Below are 21,532 nucleotides of genomic sequence, written 5' to 3'. Positions count from 1 at the left end.
ACGATCCGATTGAACCACGTTGGGTGAGAATTGACATAATCCTAACGGCGCGCGACCTCAGTCGAAGCTGGTGAGCAGGACGACGGAAAGCTCAAGCGCATCAGCGATTTCCGTCGATCGCGCCAGCGTCACGGGCATGCCGGTCATGCGGTTTCGCCAGCTCTTCGACGTCAGGTGAGGCGGAATCGACACGGTCGTCCCGTCGAGATTCGCGCGATCAAGCGCGAGCGAGGGGGCCGGCTGAAGCCGATCGGCGACGCAGCGCAGCCCGATCACCACCGCCGCGTCGTCGCCGTGCTCGCGGGCGAAGGCGATGACATCGCCCTCAAGTGGCCCCTCGACGGCGAGTGGCGTGTAGGCGCCCAGCGCGAACAGATCCGGACGGGCGCGGCGCGCGTCGAGGGCCGCGGCGGCCAGCGCCTGCTTCACCGCGCCGTCCCGCCAATGGTCGGCCGCCTGCGCCACGGTCTCGCGGCGCTCCAGCGCGGCGGCGCGGGCGGCGTAGTCCACGGGGCGCCGGTTGTCGGGGTCCACCAGCGTCAGGTCCCAGAACTCGGTGCCCTGATAGGTGTCCGGCACGCCGGGAACGGTGAGCTTCAGCAGCATCTGCAGCAGGCCGTTGGCCGCGCCCGCCGGGCCGATCCGGTCGGCGAAGGCGGCGATCTCGCGCCGGAGCGTGGCGTCGGCGCCGGTGAGGACGCCGTTCAGCAGAGCGCGCGCGGCCTCCTCGTAAGGCTCGTTCGGCGCGCTCCAGTCGGTGGCGAGCTTGGCCTCGCGCAGCGCCTTCTCCTGCCAGCCGGCGAGGCGTTCGGCGTAAACCTTGCAGCCTTCCGCGTCGTCGGGGGACAGGTCGTGCGGCCAGGCCCCCACCAGTGTCTGGTAAAGGATGGCCTCGTCGCCGGGGGAGGGCGCGGCCTCCGCGCGCAACGGCGCGGCCAGCTCCCGCCAGCGGGTGACGGCGGCGATCCAGTCGTCGGGGATTTCGCTCAAGACCGCGAGCCGGGCGCGCACGTCCTCGCCGCGCTTGTGGTCGTGAGTCGAGGTGGTGAGCATGGCGGCGGGGAACGCCTCGCCCCGCGCCGTGGTCTTGGCATGGAAGCGCTCCACGTCCATGGAGAAAGTGGCGACGTCGAAGCCCACGTCGGTGCGCGAGGTCAGCTTGCCGTGGCGGTAGAAGGCGGTGTCCTCCACCGCCTTGGCGGCGACCGGGGCGGACAGCTGCTGGAAGCGGCGGATCGCCTTGTCGCGCAGCAGGCGCTCGCTCTCGGGCGCGTCGGCGTCGCCGCCGAGCCAGCCGTCGAGCAGATCCAGCACTGCGACATCGGCGGGCAGGATGCTCTCTCGCGCCTTGGCGAGCGCCCGGCCGAACAGCGCCGCGTCGGCCTCGCCCCGGCCCTCCGCCGCGTTGGCGTAGGTGCGATAGGCCGGGAAATGCGCCAGCAGCTCCACCAGCGCGCGGCGGATGGCGGCGCGGGAGGTGTCGCGGGTGTCGTAGTCGAGCCGCGCCACCTGATGCAGCGCCTGCGCCGCCTGATCGAGCTGGGCGGAGAACGAGCGGTCGAGGATCTCCCGGCGGGCGATCTCCTCCTCCGCGTGGAAGTCCTCCGGCCGGCCACTCAGCTCGGCCCAGAACGCGCCGAGCAGCGGCTCGCCGGCGGGCGCGTGCAGCAGCGCGCTGACGTCGTCCATGAAGTCGTAGCCGCTGGCGCCGTCCGCGGCCCAGTCGCGGGACAGCTCCTCGCCGGGACCGAGGATCTTCTCCACCACCAGATAGGCGCGCTGGTCCTTGAGGGCGCCGGGGCGCTCGCCCTGGGCGGCGTCGAGATGCTCGCGCAGCCGCCGGCAGTAGCCGCCGGGGTCCATAAGCCCGTCCACATGGTCGATGCGGAAGCCGTCGATCAGGCCCTCGCCATAGAGCTTCAGCAGCAGCTCGTGGGTCGCCTCGAACACGGCCGGGTCGGCCATGCGCAGGCCCGCGAGCTCGTTCACGTCGAAGAAGCGGCGCCAGTTGATCTCGTCGCCGGCCACCAGCCAGTGCGCGAGCCGCCAGTTCTGGCGCTCCAGCAGCGCGTGCAGCCGCTCACGGCCCTCGTCGGTCGCCGTGTCGTAGGCCTCGAGCCCGAGACCCTCGATCTCGTAGCGGTCTTCGGGGCGCAGCGGGAACAGGTTGTCGTGGTAGCGCAGGGTGAGCGCGCCGCGCTTGCCGTCGCGGGTGATCTCAAGCGCGCCGCCGCGCAGCGCCTCGCCATAAGTCTCGCCGAGCGAGGGCAGCAGGATCTTGTCCTTCAGCGCGGGGTCTGCGGGCTCCCAGTCGATGTCGAAGAAATGGGCGAAGCGGCTGCCCCGGCCGTGGGCCAGCATGTCCTGCCACCAGGCGTTGTCGGAGCCGACCGCCATGTGGTTCGGCACGATGTCCACGATCAGGCCGAGCCCCTCGGCGCGCAGCGCCGCGACCAGCGCGCGCAGGCCGTCCTCGCCGCCAAGCTCGGGGTTGACCGCGGTCGGGTCGACCACGTCGTAGCCGTGCATGGAGCCGGCGCGGGCGGTCAGGATCGGGGAGGAGTAGAGATGGCTGATCCCGAGCCGCTTGAGATAGCCGACCAGCGGAATGGCGTCGGCGAAGGGGAAGTCCTTGTGGAACTGCAGGCGCATCGTCGCCCGCGGGGGGCTGGCGGGCGTCGGGGCGTCGGTCAAGAGCTGCGTCTCCGGTTCAGCGCGTCGAGGCGGGCCGCGGGGGAGGGCTTCGCCAGGGCGTCGGGGGCGGGTTCGGGCAGGCGTCGGCGCCAGTTCGGGTGCTCGGTGGTGGTGCCGGGAAGATTCGGCTGCTCCAGCTGGCCGAGCGCGTCCTCGAGCGGCAGCAGCGCCAGTTTCGAGGGCGTGGCGGCGAGGAAGCGCACGGCGGCGTCCACCGCCGGGTCGGTGTCGTCCGGGGCGGGCGAGGGGCCGTCGGCCACGCCCGCGGTGACGAAGGCGCCCCAGATGCGCTCGCGATCGTCGGCGCGCTCCACCTGCTCGCGCGCGGCGTCCTCGCCAATGGGCGCGCCGAAGGCCTCGCCGCGCAGGTCGATATCCGCGCCGCTCCACCAGCCGGCGGTGGTGGGCAGGTCGTGGGTCGCGGTCATGGCCAGCGCATCGGCGGGGTAATAGTCCGGGGGATAGAAGCGCTCCGCGTCGCGCTCGAAGCGCAGCACGCGCATGCCGGCGACGCCGGCCGCGGCGAGCCGCTCCCGGAACCCTTCCGGCACGGTGCCGAGGTCTTCGCCCACCACGACGGCGGCGTTGCGCACCGACTCCAGCGCCAGCAGCCGCATCATGTCCTCGACCGGATAGGCGAGATAGGCGCCGTGCGCCGCAGTCTCGCCCTCGGGCGAGAGCCACAGCCGCGTCAGGCCCATGGCGTGGTCGATGCGCACGCCGCCGGCGTAGCGCATGGAGGCGCGCAGGGTCGCGAGATAGGGCGCGAAGCCGCCGGCCTTGAGCGCCATGGGCGAGAAGGTGGCGAGGCCCCAGGACTGGCCGTCGGCGTTGAACAGGTCCGGCGGGCAGCCGACCGACAGGCCGACCAGCACGTCCCGCTGGCGACCCCAGGCGTGGCTGCCGCCGGGGTCCATGCCGACCGCGAGATCGGAGATCAGGCCGATCGCCATACCGGCGTCCTTCGCCGCACCTTGAGCCGCCGCGAAGGAGCGCGCCGCGAGCCATTGCAGGAACACGTGGAACGTCACCTCGTCCGCATGCGCGGCGGCGAAGGCGTCGACCTCGGCGCTCGCCGGATCGCGGAACGGCGCCGGCCAGTCGCGCCAGCTCCATTGGGAGGCGTCGGCGCGGAAGCGCGCGCCGTGCACCGTCTCGAACCGGGCGTGCTCCTCCAGCAGCGCGCCGCCGTCGGCGCGGAAGGCGGCGAAATCGAGCGCGAGCCGGCTCGAGGCCTCCGGGAGGTCAAAGGCGCGGAAGCCGTCATAGAGCGCGCGGAAGGTGGCGAGCTTCGCGGCGGCCGCCTCCGGCCAATCGATCAGCGCGGCCCGCTCGTGCAGGGCGCGGGCGGTCGCGACGCCGGCCGCTTCGGCCGCGGCGGCCGAGCGCTCCTCGCCGAACACGAAGTCCGGATCGGCGTGGAGCGGGTTCAGAAACAGCCGGCTCGACGGCGAGTAGGGGCCGAAATGGTGCGGGTCGGCGGTGAAGCCCGCATGGAGCGGCGACAGAGCGAGCGCGTCCGCGCCGGCCCGGCCGGCGGCGTTGGCGAGCTGCGCCACGCCGCCGAAATCGCCGATGCCGCCGTCGCCCGCGCGGGTGAGGCCGTAGACCTGCGCCGCGAGGCCCCAGAGACGGGAGCCGCCGGCCACGTCGCCGATGCCGAGGCCGGAGCGCGGGGCGACCGCAACCACGATCTCGGCCTCCGCCGTCTCCAGCAGATGGTAGCCTGGCTCCAGAATGGCGCGCATGCGGGCAAGCCCCGGTCCGGCCTCCTCCAGCGTCACATCGAAATCCGCGCCGTCCTCACGCCGCAGGCGGGCGCGGCCGGGGGCGGCGCGCAGGGTGAAGGCCTCGCCAACCGTCGCCGTGACCATAGGCGTCGGCGCCGCGCCGTCCGCGTCCACCCGGTCGTGGGCCTCCTTCGCCTCCGCGAGCGTGTCGCAGCCGAGGCCGAGCGCCTTCAGGATGCGCCGCAGCGTATCGGCCTCGACCGCGTGGGTGCGGCCCCACTGGTCGCGCCATTCCGGCGACAGCCCCGCGCGGCGGGCGAGGGCGATGACGGCGTCGTCGTGGTCCAACTCAGGCGCGCTCCAGAAGGACGATCGTGGTCAGGCCGGGCAGCGTGCCGGCCCGCAGGGCGTCGGCCGCGCCGGGCGCGGTCTCGTAAAGGATAGGTCCGGCGATCTCGGGCGCCGCCACGGCGTCGTTCACGAGATTGAGCGCGAGCGTCAGCCGGGCGCCGTCGCCGAGCCGCCAGCGCGCCACCGCAGCGGCCGGGCCGACCGCCTCGGCGCCCTCGCTGACCGCGCCCGCGATGCGGGGCCCGATCTCGGCGGCGCGAAGGGCGAGCAGGCGGGTGATCAGCGCGGTCCGCGCTTCCGCCCGCTCGGGATGCGGCTTGGGGATCGAGCGCTCGAAGGTCTTGATGGCGTTCGGGTCCGGGATCTCGGCGCCGGCGAAGGCGGCGAACTTGGCGAACTCCTTGCGGCGGCCCTTGCGCACCGCTTCGGCCAGCTCGCCCTCATGGTCGGTGAAGAACAGGAACGGCGTCTCGCTCGCGGTCTCCTCGCCCATGAACAGCATGGGGATCTGAGGGATCAGCAGCAGCGCGGCGGTGGCCGCCTCGATCGCCTCCGGGGCCGCGAGCGTGGTCAGCCGGTCGCCGAAGGCGCGGTTGCCGATCTGGTCGTGGTTCTGCAGGAAGCTGATGAAGGCGGTGGGCGGCAGGTGGCCGCTCGGGCTGCCCCGGCGCCGGCCGTCGAGATGGGGCGAGGGCTCGCCCTGATAGACGAAGCCTTCCGACAGCGCGCGGGCGAGCTTCGCGCCCACATCCTCGGCGTAGTCTTCGTAATAGCCTTCCCGCTCGCCGGTGAGCGCCACATGGACGACATGGTGGAAGTCGTCGTTCCACTGGGCGTCCACCTCGCCGGCGAGATGGGACGGCTGGTTGTGCTCGTTTTCGAGCACCAGATGGACATGCCGGCCCGGCTCCACGGACGCGCGGACGGCGGCCGCCATCTCGTCGATCCAGTCCTGCTCGGAGATGGCGTGCACCGCGTCGAGCCGCAGCCCGTCGAAGCGGTATTCGAGCAGCCAGAACAGCGTGTTCTCGGTGAAGTAGCCGCGCACCTCCGGGATGCGGAAGTCGATCGCGCCGCCCCAGGGCGTCTGCAGATCCTCCCGGAAGAAGCCGGGATTGGCGGCGGGAATGTAGTTCCCGTCCGGCCCGAAGTGATTGTAGACCACGTCGAGGAAGATCATCAGCCCGAGCCCGTGGGCGCGATCGACGAGACGCTTGAGCTGCTCCGGCGTGCCATAGGCCGCGTCGGGGGCGTAGGGCAGCACGCCGTCATAGCCCCAGTTGCGGACGCCGGGGAAGTCGGCGATCGGCATCAGCTGCACGGCGGTGACGCCCAGCGCTTTCAGCCGCGGCAGCGCCTCGGCCACGCCGTCGAAGCCGCCGAAACAGCCCACATGCAGCTCGTAGATCACCGCCTGGTCCCAGGGGCGGCCGGTCCAGCCGGGGGTCTCCCAGTCATAGGCCGCAGGATCGACCACCACGCTCCAGCCATGGACGTCGCCGTCCTGAAACCGCGAGGCGGGATCGGGAACCGCAAGACCGTCGTCGAGGCGGAAGCGGTAGCGCGCGCCCACAGGCACGGCGCGCGACGTCTCGAACCAGCCGTCGTCCGATCGGGTCAGGGGTAAGGGCTCCGCGCCATCCACCTCCAGCGCCACCGCCTGCTGGGCCGGGGCCCAGAAGCGGAAGCGGGTCGCTTCGGGCGTGAACTGGGCGCCAAAGGGCAGGTCGCGCGCGAAGGCTTGCGGCAAGAGCTTACTCTCCGATGGGATCGTCTACGGGGCCGGGCGCGCGCCGCACGGCGCCGGCGGGAAGCATGCTGAGCGCCAGAACGGCGCTGCGGGACTGCACCGTCACCAGACCGCCGTGGAACGAGCGGCGCGGCGCGGTCGGGCGGGCGGTGTCCAGCAGCACGTCGGCCGCGGGGCAGGGGTGGGGAAGGGTGAAGACGCGATCGTCGGCGGTGGGATTCAGCATGAAGATCAGGATGGGAGCGACGCCGTCGTCCCGCCGGTAGGCGCGACGCAGTGTCAACGTCCTTTCGCCGCCGTCGTTCCATGCCCCAGCGCTGAGCGGCTGCCCGTCTTCGCCGAACCACGCGATGTCCAGCACGCCGGGGGCGATCTCCTCCCGGCCGTGCAGGAAATGCTTGGCGCGCAGCACCGGCAGCTCGGCGCGCAGGGCGATCAGGCGGGCGAGAAACGCGGTCATCGCCTCGCCCTCGGGCGTGCCGGCGAGCGACCAGTCGACCCAGGAGATGGCGGTGTCCTGGGCGTAGGCGTTGTTGTTGCCCTGCTGGGTGCGGCCGAACTCGTCGCCCGCCAGCAGCATGGGCGTGCCTTGCGCGAACATCAGCGTCGCGAGCAGCGCCCGCGCCACCCGGCCCCGGATCTCCAGCACCTCCGGGTCGTCGGTCGGGCCTTCCACGCCCCAGTTGCAGGAGCAGTTCTCGCCGTGGCCGTCGCGGTTGTCCTCGCCGTTGGCGTGGTTGTGCTTCTGCTCGTAGGCGGTGGCGTCGGCCAGCGTGAAGCCGTCATGGCTCGCCACGAAGTTGACCGAGGCCCACGGCTTGCGCGAGCGGCGGTCGAACAGGTCGGACGAGCCCGCGAGCCTTGCGGCGAGTTCCGGCCGCTGGCCGCCGTCGCCGCGCCAGAACCGGCGGAAGCTGTCGCGGGCGCGGTCGTTCCACTCCGCGAAGCCGGGCGGGTGCTGGCCAAGCTGGTAGCCGCCGGGGCCGATGTCCCACGGCTCGGAGATCAGCTTCACCCGCTGCAGCACCGGGTCCTGCCGCACCGCGTCGAAGAAGCCCGAGCCCGGATCGAAGCCGTGGTCCTCGCGCCCGAGCGTCACGCCGAGGTCGAAGCGGAACCCGTCCACATGGAAGTGCTCGACCCAGTAGCGTAAGGAGTCCATCACCATCTGCAGCACGCGGGGGTGGCTGAGATTGACGGTGTTGCCGGTGCCGGTGTCGTTGACGCAGCGGCGCAGGTCGTTCCGGATCAGCCGGTAGTAGCTGAGATTGTCGAGGCCCCGGAGCGAGAAAGTCGGCCCTTCCTCGCTGCCCTCCGCGGTGTGGTTGTAGACCACGTCGAGGATAACCTCGATGCCCGCCGCGTGCAGGCGCCGGATCGCGACCTTGATTTCGTTCAGCGAGCCGTCGGAGAGGTAGCGCTGCTCGGGCGCGAAGAAGCCCAGCGTGTTGTAGCCCCAGTAGTTGCGAAGGCCCTTCTCCACCAGCACCCGGTCCTGCACGAAGGCGTGGATCGGCAGCAGCTCCACCGCCGTGATCCCGAGGCGGCGGTAATGGTCCAGCATGCGCGGGCTCGCCAGCGCCGCGAAGGTGCCGCGCTCGTGGGGCAGCACGTCTTCCCGCTGCATGGTGAGGCCGCGCAGATGCGCCTCGTAGATCACGGTCTCGGACCACGGCGTGTTCGGCGGCCGGTCGTCGCCCCAGTTGAACGCGCCGTCCACCACCACGGCCTTGGGCATGCCCGGCGCGCTGTCGCGCCGGTCGTAGGACAGGTCGCCGCGTGCGGAATGCAGCCGGTAGCCGTAGAGCGCGTCCGACCAGCGCACGTCGCCCCAGATCTGGCGGGCGTACGGGTCGAGCAGCAGCTTGTTGGGGTTGAAGCGGTGACCGTGCTGGGGGTCGTAGGGGCCGTAGGCGCGGAAGCCGTAGAGCAGCCCTGCGCGGGCGCCCGCCAGATAGCCGTGGAACACTTCGTCGGTCTGTTCCGGCAGCGCCATGCGGGCGATCTCGCGCCGGCCGGACGGATCGAACAGGCAGAGATCGACGCGCTCCGCATGGGCGGAGAACACGGCGAAGTTCACGCCGAGCCCGTCCCAGGTGGCGCCGAGCGGATAGGGCGAACCGGCGTCGAGCCTCTGGGTCATGCACGCGCCTCCGGATGCGGATTCATCAAAGACGCTCCACGCTCATGACGCCCCACGTTCTGATGTTTAAAGCGCGAACGGCGCCGGTGTGACTACCGCCCCGCCGCGCACGACAGCTGCGCGCGCACGCGCCTCGGCGAGGCCATTCGGAGAATGCAGCGACTTTTCGCCTATGTCTCCGCTCCGGACCCGGAACGCGCCATTCGCCGCAGCGGCGGCCACGGCGACGGGCGCCGCCATGGCCGGTCCCGAACGGCCCGGAGCCGTCACCCGGCGCTGAGCACGACCACGCCCAGCGGCGGCAGCGTCAGGTCGAGCGCGTGCGGCTCGCCGTGGCTTGAGGCCTCCACCGCCGTCACGCCCCCGGCGTTGCCGATGTTGGAGCCGCCGTAGATGCTGGAATCCGTGTTGACGATCTCGCGCCACAGGCCGCCGACCGGCACGCCGACGCGGTAGCCGTGGCGGGGCACCGGCGTCATGTTGGCGACCACGAGCGCCGGGGCCTCTCCCTCCGCAACGCGCAGGAAGGCGAACACGGAGTTGGCCCGGTCGTCGCCCACGATCCAGCGGAAGCCCTCCGGCGCGCAGTCGAGCCGGTGCAGCGCCGGATGGGCGGCATAGGCGCGGTTCAGGTCGCGGATCAGCCGCTGCACGCCCGCGTGGCCGGGATCGTCCAGCGCCCGCCAGTCCACCTGCCCGTCATGGTTCCACTCGGAGGCCTGCGCCACCTCGCCGCCCATGAACAGCAGCTTCTTGCCGGGATGGGTCCACATCAGGCCGTAGAGCGCCCGCAGGTTGGCGAGCTTCTGCCACTGGTCGCCCGGCATCTTGCCGAGCAGCGAGCCCTTGCCGTGCACCACCTCATCGTGGCTCAGCGGCAGCACGAACTTCTCGGAAAAGGCGTAGACCAGCCCGAAGGTGATCCCGTCATGGTTGTACTGACGGTAGATCGGGTTCTGCTCCACGTAATGCAGCGTGTCGTGCATCCAGCCCATGTTCCACTTGTAGTGGAAGCCGAGCCCGTTCTCGCCGGTCGGCCTCGTCACGCCGGGCCACGCGGTGGATTCCTCCGCGATCATGATGGCGCCCGGCGTGCGCTCCCGCACCACCGCGTTCAGATGCTGGAGGAACTGCACAGCCTCCAGATTCTCGCGGCCGCCATACTGGTTCGGCACCCACTCGTCCGCCTTGCGGGAGTAGTCGCGGTAGAGCATGGACGCCACCGCGTCGACGCGCAGGCCGTCCACGTGGAAGGTCTCCAGCCAGTGCAGCGCGCTGGCGATGAGGAAGTTCTGCACCTCCCGCCGGCCGAAGTTGTAGATCGCCGTGTTCCAGTCGATGTGGAAGCCTTCGCGCGGATCGGCGTGCTCGTAGAGCGCGGTGCCGTCGAAGCGGTAGAGGCCATGGACGTCGGTGGGGAAATGGGCCGGCACCCAGTCCAGCACCACGCCGACGCCGGCGGCGTGGGCCGCGTCCACGAAGCGGGCGAAGTCCTCCGGCGCGCCGTAGCGGGCGGTAGGGGCGAACAGGCCGAGCGGCTGGTAGCCCCACGAGCCGCCGAACGGATGCTCGCTGATCGGCAGCAGTTCGAGATGGGTGAAGCCCAGATCCTTGACGTAGGGGATCAGCGTGTCGGCGGCGAAGGCCCAGTCCACCGCGCGGCCGTCCGGCGTCATCCATGAGCCGAGATGGACCTCGTAGAAGCTGAGCGGCTTGTCCGGCGCCTGCCGGTCGGCGCGGGCGTCCATCCAGTCGCCGTCGGTCCAGGCGTAAGGCTCAGGCGAGGCCACCACCGAGCCGGTGGCGGGCGCGAGCTCGAAGGCGCGGCCGACCGGGTCCGCCTTGTCCGGCAGGCGGGCGCCGTCCGGTCCGATCAGTGCGAACTTGTAGCGCTCGCCCGGCCCGATGCGGGGCACGAACAGCTCCCACACGCCGGAGGGCAGCCGCTGGCGCATAGGGTGGCGGCGCGCGTCCCAGGCGTTAAAGTCGCCGATCACCGCCACGCGGCGGGCGTTGGGCGCCCAGACCGCGAAGCGCACGCCTGCCACGCCGTCGACGGTGGTCGCATTGGCGCCGAGCGCGGAAGCAAGTTCGAAATGGCGGGATTCGCCGAAGAGATGCAGGTCGAGATCGCCCAGCAGCAGGCCGAAGGAATAGGGGTCCTCGGTCTCCTGCGTCACGCCGCCGGGCCAGGTGATCCGCAGCAGATACGGATCGACGCCGCGGGCCTCGCCCTCGAACACGCCGGTCCCGTCGATCTCCTGAAGCGTCGCGACCGCCGCGCCGCCGTCGCGGGCCACCGCCTCCACCCGCTCCGCGCCGGGAAGAACGGCGCGGATGACGATGGCGGCGCCGCCGTCGTGGCGGCCGAGCACGGCGAAGGGATCGCCGTGGGTTCCGTGCGCGAGGGCCTCAAGCGCGGAGCGGTCGAGCGTCGTGGAGGCGAGCGTCATGACGGGTCTCCTTCGGGCGCGAGGCGCTCGACGATGGCGGCGAGGCCGCCGAGCGGCACGTCGATCCAGGTGGGTCGATTCGCGGCCTCGTAGCCGATTTCATAAGCCGCCTTCTCGATCAGGAACATGTCGAGCAGATCGGCCGACAGCGCGCCGCCGGCGGCCGCGAGCGCCTGACGGTAGGCGGCGAGGAACGATTCCGCAGCGTCCGAGCGGAAGCGCTCCACGAAGTCGTCGCGACGGTCTCCGGTGACATGGGCCGAGGCCTGCACGTTCCGCCCCACCATAGCGGCGGCGTAATCGAACGAGCGCAGCACGCCCGCCACGTCCCGGAGCGGGCTCGCCTTGGCGCGCCGTTCCTCCAGCGGCCGGGCGGGCTCGCCCTCAAAGTCGATGAACACCACGTCGTCGCCTGCGACCAGGATCTGGCCGAGATGCAGGTCGCCGTGGATGCGGCTGACGGTGGAGCCGACGCCGCTCGCCGCCAGCCGGTCAATGGCGGCGACGACCGCCTCCCGCCGGGAGACGATGAGACGCGCGCGGGACGCGTCCGCCTCGTTCGCCCAGTCGGAGCGGGCGTTCAGCGCCTGAATGGCCCCGTCGAGCAGGGCGATCGCGCGCGCCTTCCAGCTCTCCACGTCTTCGGCGGTGGCCGGCGCCGGCGCGAAGGCCGGATCGTCGGACGGGCGCGCCAGCACCGCGTGCAGCTCGCCGAGCCGCGAACCGAGCGTGGCGCCGAAGGTGGAGAACTCCTGGAAGCGGTGATCGTCGCTCATGGCGCCGCCGCCCTGTCCGCCGAAGTCGTCCAGCGCGCGGGAGAGGTGGTCGAGCGTCCAGGTCCAGGCGTCGCCCTGGTTGCGCACATAGCCCTGGATGATGGCGAGCGTCGCCTGCTCGCCCTCGGGCGTCACGCGCACCATCTCGCCGAGGAACGGCGCGGCGTTGGCGTAGCCCTGCGCGGTGAGGTGGCGGCCCATCTCGGCTTCCGGGTGGCGGCCCGGCGCGATCTTGCGCAGCACCTTGATCATCATCAGATCGCCGGCGATCAGCGAGGAGTTCGATTGCTCCGCCGACAGCCAGATGATCTCCGCGTCGTCGGGCAGCGCGGGGATCTCCACCCCCTCCGCCGGCTGGAACCGGATCTCCCCGCTCGCCGTCTCGATCCGCCTGCTCTCCTTCAGCGCGGCGGCGATGGCGAAGGCGAAGCTCGGCAGCGCGAAGGCGTCGGTGAGCAGATGCACCTCGCGGCCCTTGCGCACGCGGGCGAGCGCCAGCCGGTTCGGCAGGGAGGACAGCGTCTCGTCCTCCGCCACCACCGCGAGCGGCAGCAGCCAGCGGGTGGGCTCGGGCCCGCCGGTGACCTCGACCTCGATCAGGCCGATGTCCTGCCCTTGCGCGCTGAGGCGGCTCAGCGCCTTGATGCGCGGCAGGATCTGCTTCTGGTCCTTGCCGGAGAACCAGCGGCGCTTGGCGAGATAGGCCGGAAGCACCGCCGTCTCCAGCGTCTTGCGCGCCTCCGTCTGCATGGCGTCGTCCACGCCCGCGCGCAGCACCAGCGTCTCGTAATCCGGCAGCGGCTCGGGCGCGGGCGTGTGCCAGGCCGGCGCCGCCTGGGCTGCGGTGAGCGTGAACCAGTAGAAGCCGTAAGGCGACAGCGTGAGCAGATAGGTGAGCTGGCCGATGGGCGGGAACACCGAGCCCGCCGTCATCTCCACCGGCACGCGGCCCTCGAACTCGGAGAGGTCGAGCTCCACCGCCTGCGGGCTGCGGCCCATGTTGGCGACGCACAGGATCGTCTCGCCTTCATGCTCGCGCAGATAGGCCAGCACGCGCCGGTTCTGCGGGAACAGGAAGCGGATGGTCCCACGGCCGAAGGCCGGGTGCTGCCGCCGCGTCGCCAGCATGCGGCGCGTCCAGTTCAGCAGCGAATGGGGATCGCGCGCCTGCGACTCCACGTTCACGGCGAAGTAGCCGTAGAGCGGGTCCATGATCGGCGGCAGCACCAGCGAGGCGAAATCGGCGCGGGAGAAGCCGCCGTTGCGGTCGATGGACCACTGCATCGGCGTGCGCACGCCGTCCCGATCACCGAGATGGATGTTGTCGCCCATGCCAATCTCGTCGCCGTAATAGATCACCGGCGTGCCGGGCATGGAGAGCAGCAGCGAGTTCATCAGCTCCACCCGGCGGCGGTCGCGCTCCATCAGCGGCGCGAGGCGGCGGCGGATGCCGAGATTGATGCGCGCGCGCCGGTCGGCCGCGTAGGTGGACCAGAGGTAGTCGCGCTCCTTGTCGGTCACCATCTCGAGCGTCAGCTCGTCATGGTTGCGCAGGAAGATGGCCCACTGGCAGTTGTCCGGGATCGCCGGCGTCTGCCGCATGATGTCGGTGATCGGGAAGCGGTCCTCCTTCGCGATCGCCATGTACATGCGCGGCATCAGCGGGAAGTGGAACGCCATGTGGCATTCGTCGCCGTCGCCGAAATAGTCCTTGGTGTCCTCCGGCCACATGTTGGCTTCCGCCAGCAGGAAGCGGTCGGGATAGGTGCGGTCCAGCTCGGCGCGGATCTCGCGCAGGATGCCGTGGGTCTCGGGCAGGTTCTCGTTCGAGGTGCCGTCGCGCTCGATCAGATAAGGCACCGCGTCGAGCCGCAGGCCGTCGATGCCGAGATCGAGCCAGAACTTCATCACCGCGAAGACTTCGCGCAGCACCTCCGGGTTGTCGAAGTTCAGGTCCGGCTGGTGGCTGTAGAAACGGTGCCAGAAATACTGGCCCGCCACCGGGTCCCAGGTCCAGTTTGAGCGTTCGGTGTCGAGGAAGATGATGCGGGTGCCGGAATAGAGCGTGTCGTCGTCCGACCAGACGTAGAAGTTCCGCTCCGGGGAGCCCTTGGGCGCGTTGCGGGCGCGCTGGAACCACGGATGCTGGTCGGAGGTGTGGTTGATGACCAGCTCCGACACCACCTTGAGGCCGCGCTTGTGGGCCTCCTCGACGAAACGGCGCACGTCTTCCAGCGTGCCGTAGTCCGGCGACACGTCCTTGTATTCGGCGATGTCGTAGCCGTCGTCGAGCCGGGGGCTCGGATAGAACGGCAGCAGCCAGACCACGTTGACGCCGAGATCGGCGATGTAGTCGAGCTTCGAGAGCAGACCGCCGAAATCACCGATGCCGTCGCCGTTGGAGTCCGAGAAGGACTTTACGTGCAGCTGGTAGATGATGGCGTCCTTGTACCACTGCGGGTCGACGCCGTCGCGCGACACCACGGTTCCGCCGGGGGCGGCGGTCTCGATGCTGGGCGAGGGGGCGTTCATCAGGCTTCTCCCGAAAGTCTCGTCAGGCGCCACACATGGAACGGCAGATCGTTCGGATCGAGGCGGATCCGGTGGTTCTTGCCGGTCAGCGTGAAGCGGTTGCCGCGCATCAGGTCTTCGACCGCGAGCGTCTCATGGTCGCCGAGCCCGAACTCCCACAACGGAACCTCGTACTCCGCGTCCTTCGCCGCGTGGGGGTCGAAATTGACGAAGACCACCACCATGTCCTCGACCCGGCCGGAGTCGTCGTCGGCGAGGCGAGGCTTGCCGTAATAGAGAACATGCTCGTCGAAGGCGTTGTAGAACCGCACGCCGAGATGGGTCTGAAGCGCCGGGTTCTCCTTCCGGATGCGGTTCAGCCGCGTGATCTCCGGAATGATGTTGCCGGGCTGCGCCCAGTTGCGGATGCGGATCTCGTACTTCTCGCTGTCGAGATACTCTTCCTTGCCCGGCAGGGCCGCGCTCTCGCAAAGCTCGAACCCGTTGTACATGCCCCAGAGCCCCGACAGCGTGGTCGCGAGCGCCGCGCGGATGAGGAAGCCCGCGCGGCCCGAGGTCTGCAGGAAATACGGATTGATGTCCGGCGTGTTGACGAAGAAGTGCGGCCGGAAGAAGTCCTTTGGCGCGGTGGTCGTCAGCTCGGTCAGGTAATCGGCGATCTCGCCCTTGTGGTTGCGCCAGGTGAAGTAGGTGTAGGACTGGCCGTAGCCGACCTTGGCCAGCCGATACATCACCTTCGGCCGCGTGAACGCCTCCGACAGGAAGATCGCGCCCGGATGCTTCGCCTTCACCTCGGCGATCATCCATTCCCAGAACGGCAGCGGCTTGGTGTGCGGGTTGTCGACACGGAAGGTCGTGACGCCTTCCGACGCCCAGAACAGCACCACGTCCCGGAGCGCCGCCCACAGGCCCGGAACCGCGTCCGGGCCGTAGAAGTCCACATTGACGATGTCCTGGTACTTCTTCGGCGGGTTCTCGGCGTATTTCATGGAGCCGTCCGGCCGCCATTTGAACCAGCCCGGATGCTGCTTCAGCCAGGGGTGGTCCGGCGAGCACTGGATGGCGAAGTCGAGCGCCAGCTCCAGCCCGTGCTCCTTCGCGGCGGCGACCAGCGCGCGAAAGTCCTCCAGCGAGCCCAGCGCCGGGTGCAGCGCGTCGTGGCCGCCCTCCGCCGAACCGATGGCGTAGGGGCTGCCCACGTCGTCGGGGCCTGGGGTGAGCGTGTTGTTGCGCCCCTTGCGGTTGCTGGCGCCGATCGGATGGATCGGCGGGAAGTAGAGCACGTCGAAGCCCATGTCGCGGATCATGGGCAGGCGGCGGATCACGTCGCGGAACGTGCCGTGGCGGGTGGGATCGCCGCTTTCAGAGCGCGGGAACAGCTCGTACCAGCTGGCGAAGGCGGCCTGCACCCGGTCCACGGTGACGCCGAACGGGCCCGAGCGCGTCGCGAACGCCCGGTGCTCGGCGGCGTCGACCGCGGCGCGGGTGTCGGGCGCGAGCAGGCCGGCGACCCGCGCCGCCACGTCCGTCTCCTCGCGCAGCGTCAGCACGATGGCGCCGAGCGCCCGCGCCGCGCCCGCGGGAGCGGAGGCCGCGATCTGCTCCAGCAGGATCAGGCCCTCCTCGGTCTCCAGCCGCACGTCGAGCCCCGCCTCGCGCTTCTTGCCGAGATCGCGCCGGAAGGTGCCGAAATCGTCCCACCACGCCTCGACCGCGAACTCGTGCGCGCCGACCGCGTCCGGCGTGAAGCCGCCGCGCCAGCGGTCGTTCACAAGCTCGGTCAGCGGCTCGCGCCGCCACTCGCCGCCGACCGGCCGCCAGAGCACGGACGCGCCCAACACCTCGTGACCGTCGGCGAAGACATCCGCCTCGACGATGACCCGGTGTCCGACTACCGTCTTCACGGGAAACCGGCCGCCATCCACGCTTGGGCTCACCGCTTCGATCGCGATGCGCGGGCTGTCGGCGGCCTGGACGGCGTCGGGGGAGGGGATGGTCATGCGTCTCTCTCCTCGGCGGGCGCTGTGTGGCGTTGAAGGGAGGGACGGTTCGCTGAACGCGACGTCCCGCATGCTGAGCATAGGTCGGTCGGCGTCGCCGCCCGACAACCCCGAACCCCCTCGATTAGGGAGGTCTTCGATGAACGACCGCGAAGCCCGCATCCGCGATCTCGCCTACAGCATCTGGGAAGAGGCGGGTCGTCCGCAGGGGCAGGAGGATCGGCACTGGGACGAGGCGCAGCGGCGCTACGCCGCGGCGCCGCCGGCAGAAACGCCCCTGTCCGACGAGGCGGCGGCCAGGGCGCGGAGAGCGGCGAGCCGCGCCCGCAAGCGCGCCAGGCTCGCCGCCGAGGCGGCCAAAGCCGCCACAGAGGCGCCGCCGCCCGAGCCCGCCCCCAAGCCGAAGACGAAACGGCCCAAGCCCAAGGCGTGAGGCTCTTGGGATCGGATTGTCACGCAGTTGCGAAGTGAACGTGTGATTATCCGGAACGCGCGCGCCCCAGCGTCGTTGTTGTCCCCGTGACGGGACACGAGCGGGCGGCGCGCCGCCCGCTCACACAAGGGCGAGCGAAGCCTATGAGCGACATCAAGACCGGCCGCCGGATCGAGGCGGGACGGCCCACCATTCTTGGCGCAACCCCGGACGGCGAGGGCGTGAACTTCGCGCTGTTCTCGGCCTATGCCGAACGGGTGGAGCTCTGTCTGTTCGATGACAAGGGCAACGAGGTCGAGCGCATCGACCTGCCCGAATACACCGACGAGGTGTGGCACGGTTATGCGCCGGGCCTGAAGCCGGGCCAGCTCTACGGCTACCGCGTGCACGGCCCCTACCGTCCCGAGGAGGGCCATCGCTTCAACCCGAACAAGCTGCTGGTGGACCCTTACGCCCGCTCGATCGTGGGCACGGTGGACTGGAATCCGGCGGTGTTCGGCTACGACCTCGATGCGGAGGAGAAGGATCTGTCCTTCTCGACGCTCGACAGCGCGCCCTTCATGCCGAAATGCGAGGTGCTGGACTCGAATTTCGACTGGAGCGGCGACGCGCGGCCGAACGTGCCGTGGGACCGCACGGTGTTCTATGAAACCCACGTGCGCGGCTACACCATGCTGCACCCGGCCGTGCCGCAGGACCTGCGCGGCACCTTCGACGGTTTGGCGCAGAAGGACGTCATCGCCCACATCAAGTCGCTCGGCGTCACCTCGGTGGAGCTGCTGCCGATCCACTCCTTCCTCGACGACGACTATCTGCTCGACAAGGGCCTAAAGAACTTCTGGGGCTACAACACCCTCGGCTTCTTCGCGCCCATGGGCCGCTACATGGGCAAGGCCGGGCTCGCGAGCTTCAAGCAGATGGTGCGGGCGTTCCACGACGCCGGCCTCGAGGTGATCCTCGACGTCGTGTACAACCACACCGCGGAAGGCAACGAGCTCGGGTCGACCCTCAGTTTCAAGGGCATCGACAACCTGTCCTACTATCGTACCCTGCCGGACAACCACCGCTACTACATCAACGACACCGGCACCGGGAACACGGTGAACACCAGCCATCCGCGCGTGCTGCAGATGGTGACGGACAGCCTGCGCTACTGGGTCAAGGAATGCCATGTGGACGGCTTCCGCTTCGATCTCGGCACCATTCTCGGCCGCGAGCCGGAAGGCTTCGACCAGCGCGGCGGCTTCTTCGACGCGGTGGGTCAGGACCCGGTGCTGCGCGGCGTGAAGCTGGTGGGCGAGCCGTGGGACATCGGCCCCGGCGGCTATCAGGTCGGCGGCTTCCCCCCCGGCTGGGCGGAGTGGAACGACAAGTATCGCGATCAGGTGCGCGACTACTGGAAGCAGGGCGCCGGCCATCTCGGCGATTTCGCCGCCCGCGTCACCGGATCGGGCGACGTCTACGACCAGCGCGGCCGGCGTCCATGGGCCGGCGTCAACTTCATCACCGCCCATGACGGCTTCACGCTGCACGATCTCGTCTCGTACAACGAGAAGCACAACGAGGCGAACGGCGAGGACAACAAGGACGGCCATTCCGACAACCGCAGCTTCAACTACGGCGTCGAGGGCGAAACCGACGACGCCGGCGTCACCGCCGTGCGCGAGCGTCAGAAGCGCAACATGATGGCGACGCTGCTGCTCTCCCACGGCACGCCCATGATCCTGGCGGGCGACGAGTTCGGCCGCACCCAGGGCGGCAACAACAACGGCTACTGCCAGGACAGCGAGATCTCCTGGGTGCATTGGGAGCTTGGGGAGCAGGACCAGATCCTGCTCGACTTCACCAAGCGCCTGCTGAAGCTCCGGGCCGAGAAGCCGATCCTGCGCCGGGCCAACTTCCGCGACGGCATGGGCGTCACCTGGATCAACCCGGTCGGCGGCGAGCAGACGCCGGAGCAGTGGGCCGACGAGGGCGCCGACTGCATCGGCCTGCATCTCACCACCGCCGACGGCGAAGAGGCCATTCTGGTGTTCAACAGCCATGACGGGCCGGTGCCCTTCGTGCTGCCGGAGCGGGAGGGCGGCAAGCCCTGGACCGTGACGCTCGACACCGAACGCCCGGCGGACGAGAACGCCCGCGAAGCGCAGGGCGGCGCGGAGCCGATTGAGGTGCAGGGCCGTTCGCTGCTGCTGCTCACCTGAAGCCGCAATTGCGACGCATCCCGTAGCTAAAGGCCTTGCGACGGTCGCGCTCCCCGCGCGACCGTCGTTTTCGTGTTTCGATCACGGTTCCAACGCTGCCGGACGCGCCCATCATGCCGCTGATCTCCCGCCGCGCGCTCATCGGTTCGGCCGGCGCAGGCTTCCTGCTCGCCACCGGCGGCGGCGCCTATGCCGGGCTGGTCGAGCCCACGATGATGCTGAACGTCACCGAATACGCGCTCACGCCGCCCCGCTGGCCGGCCGATCTGCGGCTGACGGCGGCGGTGATCTCGGACGTGCACGTGTGCGAGCCCTACGTGCCCATGAGCCGGGTGAAGCGCATCGTGGAGACGGTGAACGCGCTGAAGCCGGACATCATCTTCCACCTCGGCGACCACGAATCGACCCACCGCTTCGTCACCGGCCGGGTGCCGCCGCAGGAATGGGCGGCGGCTTACGCCGACCTCGCCGCCTCGCTCGGCCTGTTCACCGTGCTCGGCAATCACGACTGGTGGAACAACGCCCGCAGCATCCGCCGCGCGCTGGACGACGCCCGCGTGCGCGTGATGCAGAACGAGGCGGAGCTGGTCAGCCTGAACGGTTGCCGCTTCTGGGTCGCGGGGCTCGGCGACCAGATCGCCCACTGGATCAAGCCCGGACATTTCCGCGGCGAGGACGACCTGCCGGGCACGCTGGCCAAGGTCACCACCGACGACCCCGTGCTGCTGCTGGCGCACGAGCCGGACATCTTCGTCAAGGTGCCGGACCGGGTGTCGCTCACCTTCTCGGGCCACACCCACGGCGGGCAGGTGTATATACCCGGCTGGACCAATCCGTTCATCCCCTCTGCCTATCGCGACCGCTTCCGGTACGGCCACATCGAGGAGGACGGCCGCCACATGCTGGTGTCCGGCGGCTTCGGCATGAGCGGCCTCCCCATCCGCTTCGGCGTGCCGCCGGAGGTGCTGCTGGTGCGGCTCGGCGGCGAGGCCGGCGTGGTCTGAGGTCGCCGACGCAGAGAGGAGCGTCGTCAACTCGCGCGTGTCTCGGCCGTCGCCGCGGCCTGTGACGCTGACCGTTCGCGCGGTCGGCGGTTTCGCCTCCCGCCCGATCTTCCCCGCGCCGTCGGGCGCTCCATCTGGGACGACACGCAATCGCCCCCCAGGAGCTCCCGTCCCCATGAGCCGTTCCAAGCGCGACCTCCGATCGGGCGTTCCCCTCTGGCTGCGCCGCGAGGCGGCGTCGCCCGCCAAGCCGCTTGAGCGCAACGAGACCGCCGACGTGCTGGTGGTCGGCGGCGGCGTATCCGGCGCGCTGGTGGCGGACGCCGCGCTGCAGGCGGGCCTGACCGTGATCGCGATCGACCGCCGCGACTTCGTCAAGGGCTCCACGCCCGCGAGCACGGCGCTGCTCCAGTTCGAGATCGACGAGCCGCTGCTCGCGCTGGGCGAGGCGATCGGCGAGGCGGACGCCGCGCGCGCCTACTGGCGGAGCGCCTCGGCGGTGGCCCATCTCACAGGCCGCATCGCCGATCTCGGCCTCGCCTGCGGGCTGAAGCCGCGCGACACGGTGTATCTCCCCGGCAATGTGCTCGACGCCCGGGCGCTGGCGAAAGAGGCGACGGCGCGGGCGCGCATCGGCCTCCGGTCGCGCTACGCCGAGGCTGACGAGATCAAGGCGCTCACCGGGATCGAGGCCGAGGGCGGCATCGTGTCGGCCGGCTGCGCCGAACTCGATCCGGTGCGGCTGACGCGGGGGCTCTGGCGCTCGGCGCTGGCGCGCGGCGCCCGCCTGTTCGCGCCGGTGGAGGCGACCGACGTGGAGGAGAGCCGGTCGGGCGTGACGGTCGCGACCGTCGGCGGACAGGAGATCGCGGCCCGATGGGTCGTGTTCGCCACCGGCTACGAGCTGATGCCCTTCGTGCCCATGGAGGGCCATTCGGTGCTCTCCACATGGGCCATGGCGACGGCGCCCCAGCCCGAAAAGCTGTGGCCGAGCCGCGCGCTGATCTGGGAGGCGGCCGACCCCTATCTCTACATGCGCACCACGCCCGACGGACGGATCATCGCGGGCGGCGAGGACGAACCGATCGACGACGACGACAAACGCGACGCGCTGACGGCGAAGAAGGTGGCCGCGATCGGCCGGAAACTGAAGGCGAAGCTGCCGGATCTCGCGGTCGAGCCGGAGTTCTCCTGGGCGGGCTTCTTCGGCGAAAGCGACACCGGCCTCCCCACCATCGGAACGCCGCCCGGTTTCAGGCGCGCCTTCGCCGTTATGGGCTACGGCGGCAACGGCATCACCTTCAGCGCGGTGGCGGCCCAGCTGATCCAGCGCGCCATGATCGGCCTGCGCGACCCCGACGCCGACCTGTTCGCGTTCAAGGGCTGAGGGGCGCAGGCCGGCATCGGAGCGGCGCAAGGACGCCGGCCGGCGCGATCCACGGTGGAGCGAACGGCGTTGGCG

The 21,532-nt window shown here is 70.4% G+C and carries 11 protein-coding genes; 4 read left to right on the top strand and 7 right to left on the bottom strand.

Going from position 1 to position 21,532, the window contains the following annotated elements:
• Nucleotides 1-57: 57 nt before the first annotated feature.
• From treY to ACFQ4O_RS00735, 7 genes are all read right to left on the bottom strand, one after another.
• On the bottom strand, nt 58-2,694 hold the full coding sequence (gene treY, locus ACFQ4O_RS00765) for a malto-oligosyltrehalose synthase (protein ID WP_378773683.1): 2,637 nt from the start codon (nt 2,692-2,694) through the stop codon (nt 58-60).
• Nucleotides 2,691-4,772, bottom strand: coding sequence for a 4-alpha-glucanotransferase (malQ, locus tag ACFQ4O_RS00760; RefSeq protein ID WP_378773681.1), 2,082 nt, complete (start codon nt 4,770-4,772; stop codon nt 2,691-2,693). Before malQ ends, treY begins: the two co-directional genes overlap by 4 nt.
• Before the next feature lies 1 nt (nt 4,773).
• The gene (treZ, locus tag ACFQ4O_RS00755; protein WP_378773680.1) at nt 4,774-6,525 is read right to left on the bottom strand and encodes a malto-oligosyltrehalose trehalohydrolase; all 1,752 of its coding nucleotides are present in this window, start codon (nt 6,523-6,525) and stop codon (nt 4,774-4,776) included.
• Between the two features lie 4 nt (nt 6,526-6,529).
• Entirely contained in the window at nt 6,530-8,668 is a 2,139-nt protein-coding gene (gene glgX / locus ACFQ4O_RS00750; RefSeq protein WP_378773679.1) for a glycogen debranching protein GlgX, read from the bottom strand.
• A 266-nt stretch (nt 8,669-8,934) separates the two neighbouring features.
• Nucleotides 8,935-11,121 (bottom strand): 1,4-alpha-glucan branching protein GlgB, encoded by a 2,187-nt coding sequence (glgB, locus tag ACFQ4O_RS00745; RefSeq protein WP_378773677.1) that lies wholly within the window; start codon nt 11,119-11,121, stop codon nt 8,935-8,937.
• A complete protein-coding gene (gene treS / locus ACFQ4O_RS00740) occupies nt 11,118-14,429 on the bottom strand; it encodes a maltose alpha-D-glucosyltransferase (RefSeq protein WP_378773676.1) in 3,312 nt (1,103 codons plus the stop codon). The genes glgB and treS overlap by 4 nt, the downstream gene beginning before the upstream one ends.
• Nucleotides 14,429-16,429: an alpha-1,4-glucan--maltose-1-phosphate maltosyltransferase gene (locus tag ACFQ4O_RS00735; RefSeq protein ID WP_378773674.1), complete on the bottom strand. Its 2,001-nt coding sequence runs from the start codon at nt 16,427-16,429 to the stop codon at nt 14,429-14,431. The genes treS and ACFQ4O_RS00735 overlap by 1 nt, the downstream gene beginning before the upstream one ends.
• A 139-nt stretch (nt 16,430-16,568) precedes the next feature.
• Here ACFQ4O_RS00735 and ACFQ4O_RS00730 point away from each other — a divergent pair, with 139 nt between their 5' ends.
• From ACFQ4O_RS00730 to ACFQ4O_RS00715, 4 genes are all read left to right on the top strand, one after another.
• Complete coding sequence (locus tag ACFQ4O_RS00730) at nt 16,569-16,862, top strand: DUF2934 domain-containing protein (protein ID WP_378773672.1); 294 nt, start codon at nt 16,569-16,571, stop codon at nt 16,860-16,862.
• Nucleotides 16,863-17,005: 143 nt separating this feature from the next.
• Nucleotides 17,006-19,066 (top strand): glycogen debranching protein GlgX, encoded by a 2,061-nt coding sequence (glgX, locus tag ACFQ4O_RS00725; protein WP_378773671.1) that lies wholly within the window; start codon nt 17,006-17,008, stop codon nt 19,064-19,066.
• Nucleotides 19,067-19,179: 113 nt separating this feature from the next.
• Nucleotides 19,180-20,070 carry a metallophosphoesterase gene (locus ACFQ4O_RS00720; RefSeq protein ID WP_378773670.1) on the top strand — a complete coding sequence of 297 codons (891 nt, stop codon included), beginning with the start codon at nt 19,180-19,182 and terminating at the stop codon, nt 20,068-20,070.
• A 175-nt stretch (nt 20,071-20,245) separates the two neighbouring features.
• Nucleotides 20,246-21,457 carry an NAD(P)/FAD-dependent oxidoreductase gene (locus ACFQ4O_RS00715; RefSeq protein ID WP_378773668.1) on the top strand — a complete coding sequence of 404 codons (1,212 nt, stop codon included), beginning with the start codon at nt 20,246-20,248 and terminating at the stop codon, nt 21,455-21,457.
• Nucleotides 21,458-21,532: the final 75 nt, after the last annotated feature.

It is taken from the genome of Methylopila musalis (assembly GCF_042679725.1).
Lineage (GTDB): Bacteria > Pseudomonadota > Alphaproteobacteria > Rhizobiales > Methylopilaceae > Methylopila > Methylopila musalis.
This window is presented reverse-complemented; position numbering and strand designations above follow the sequence as displayed.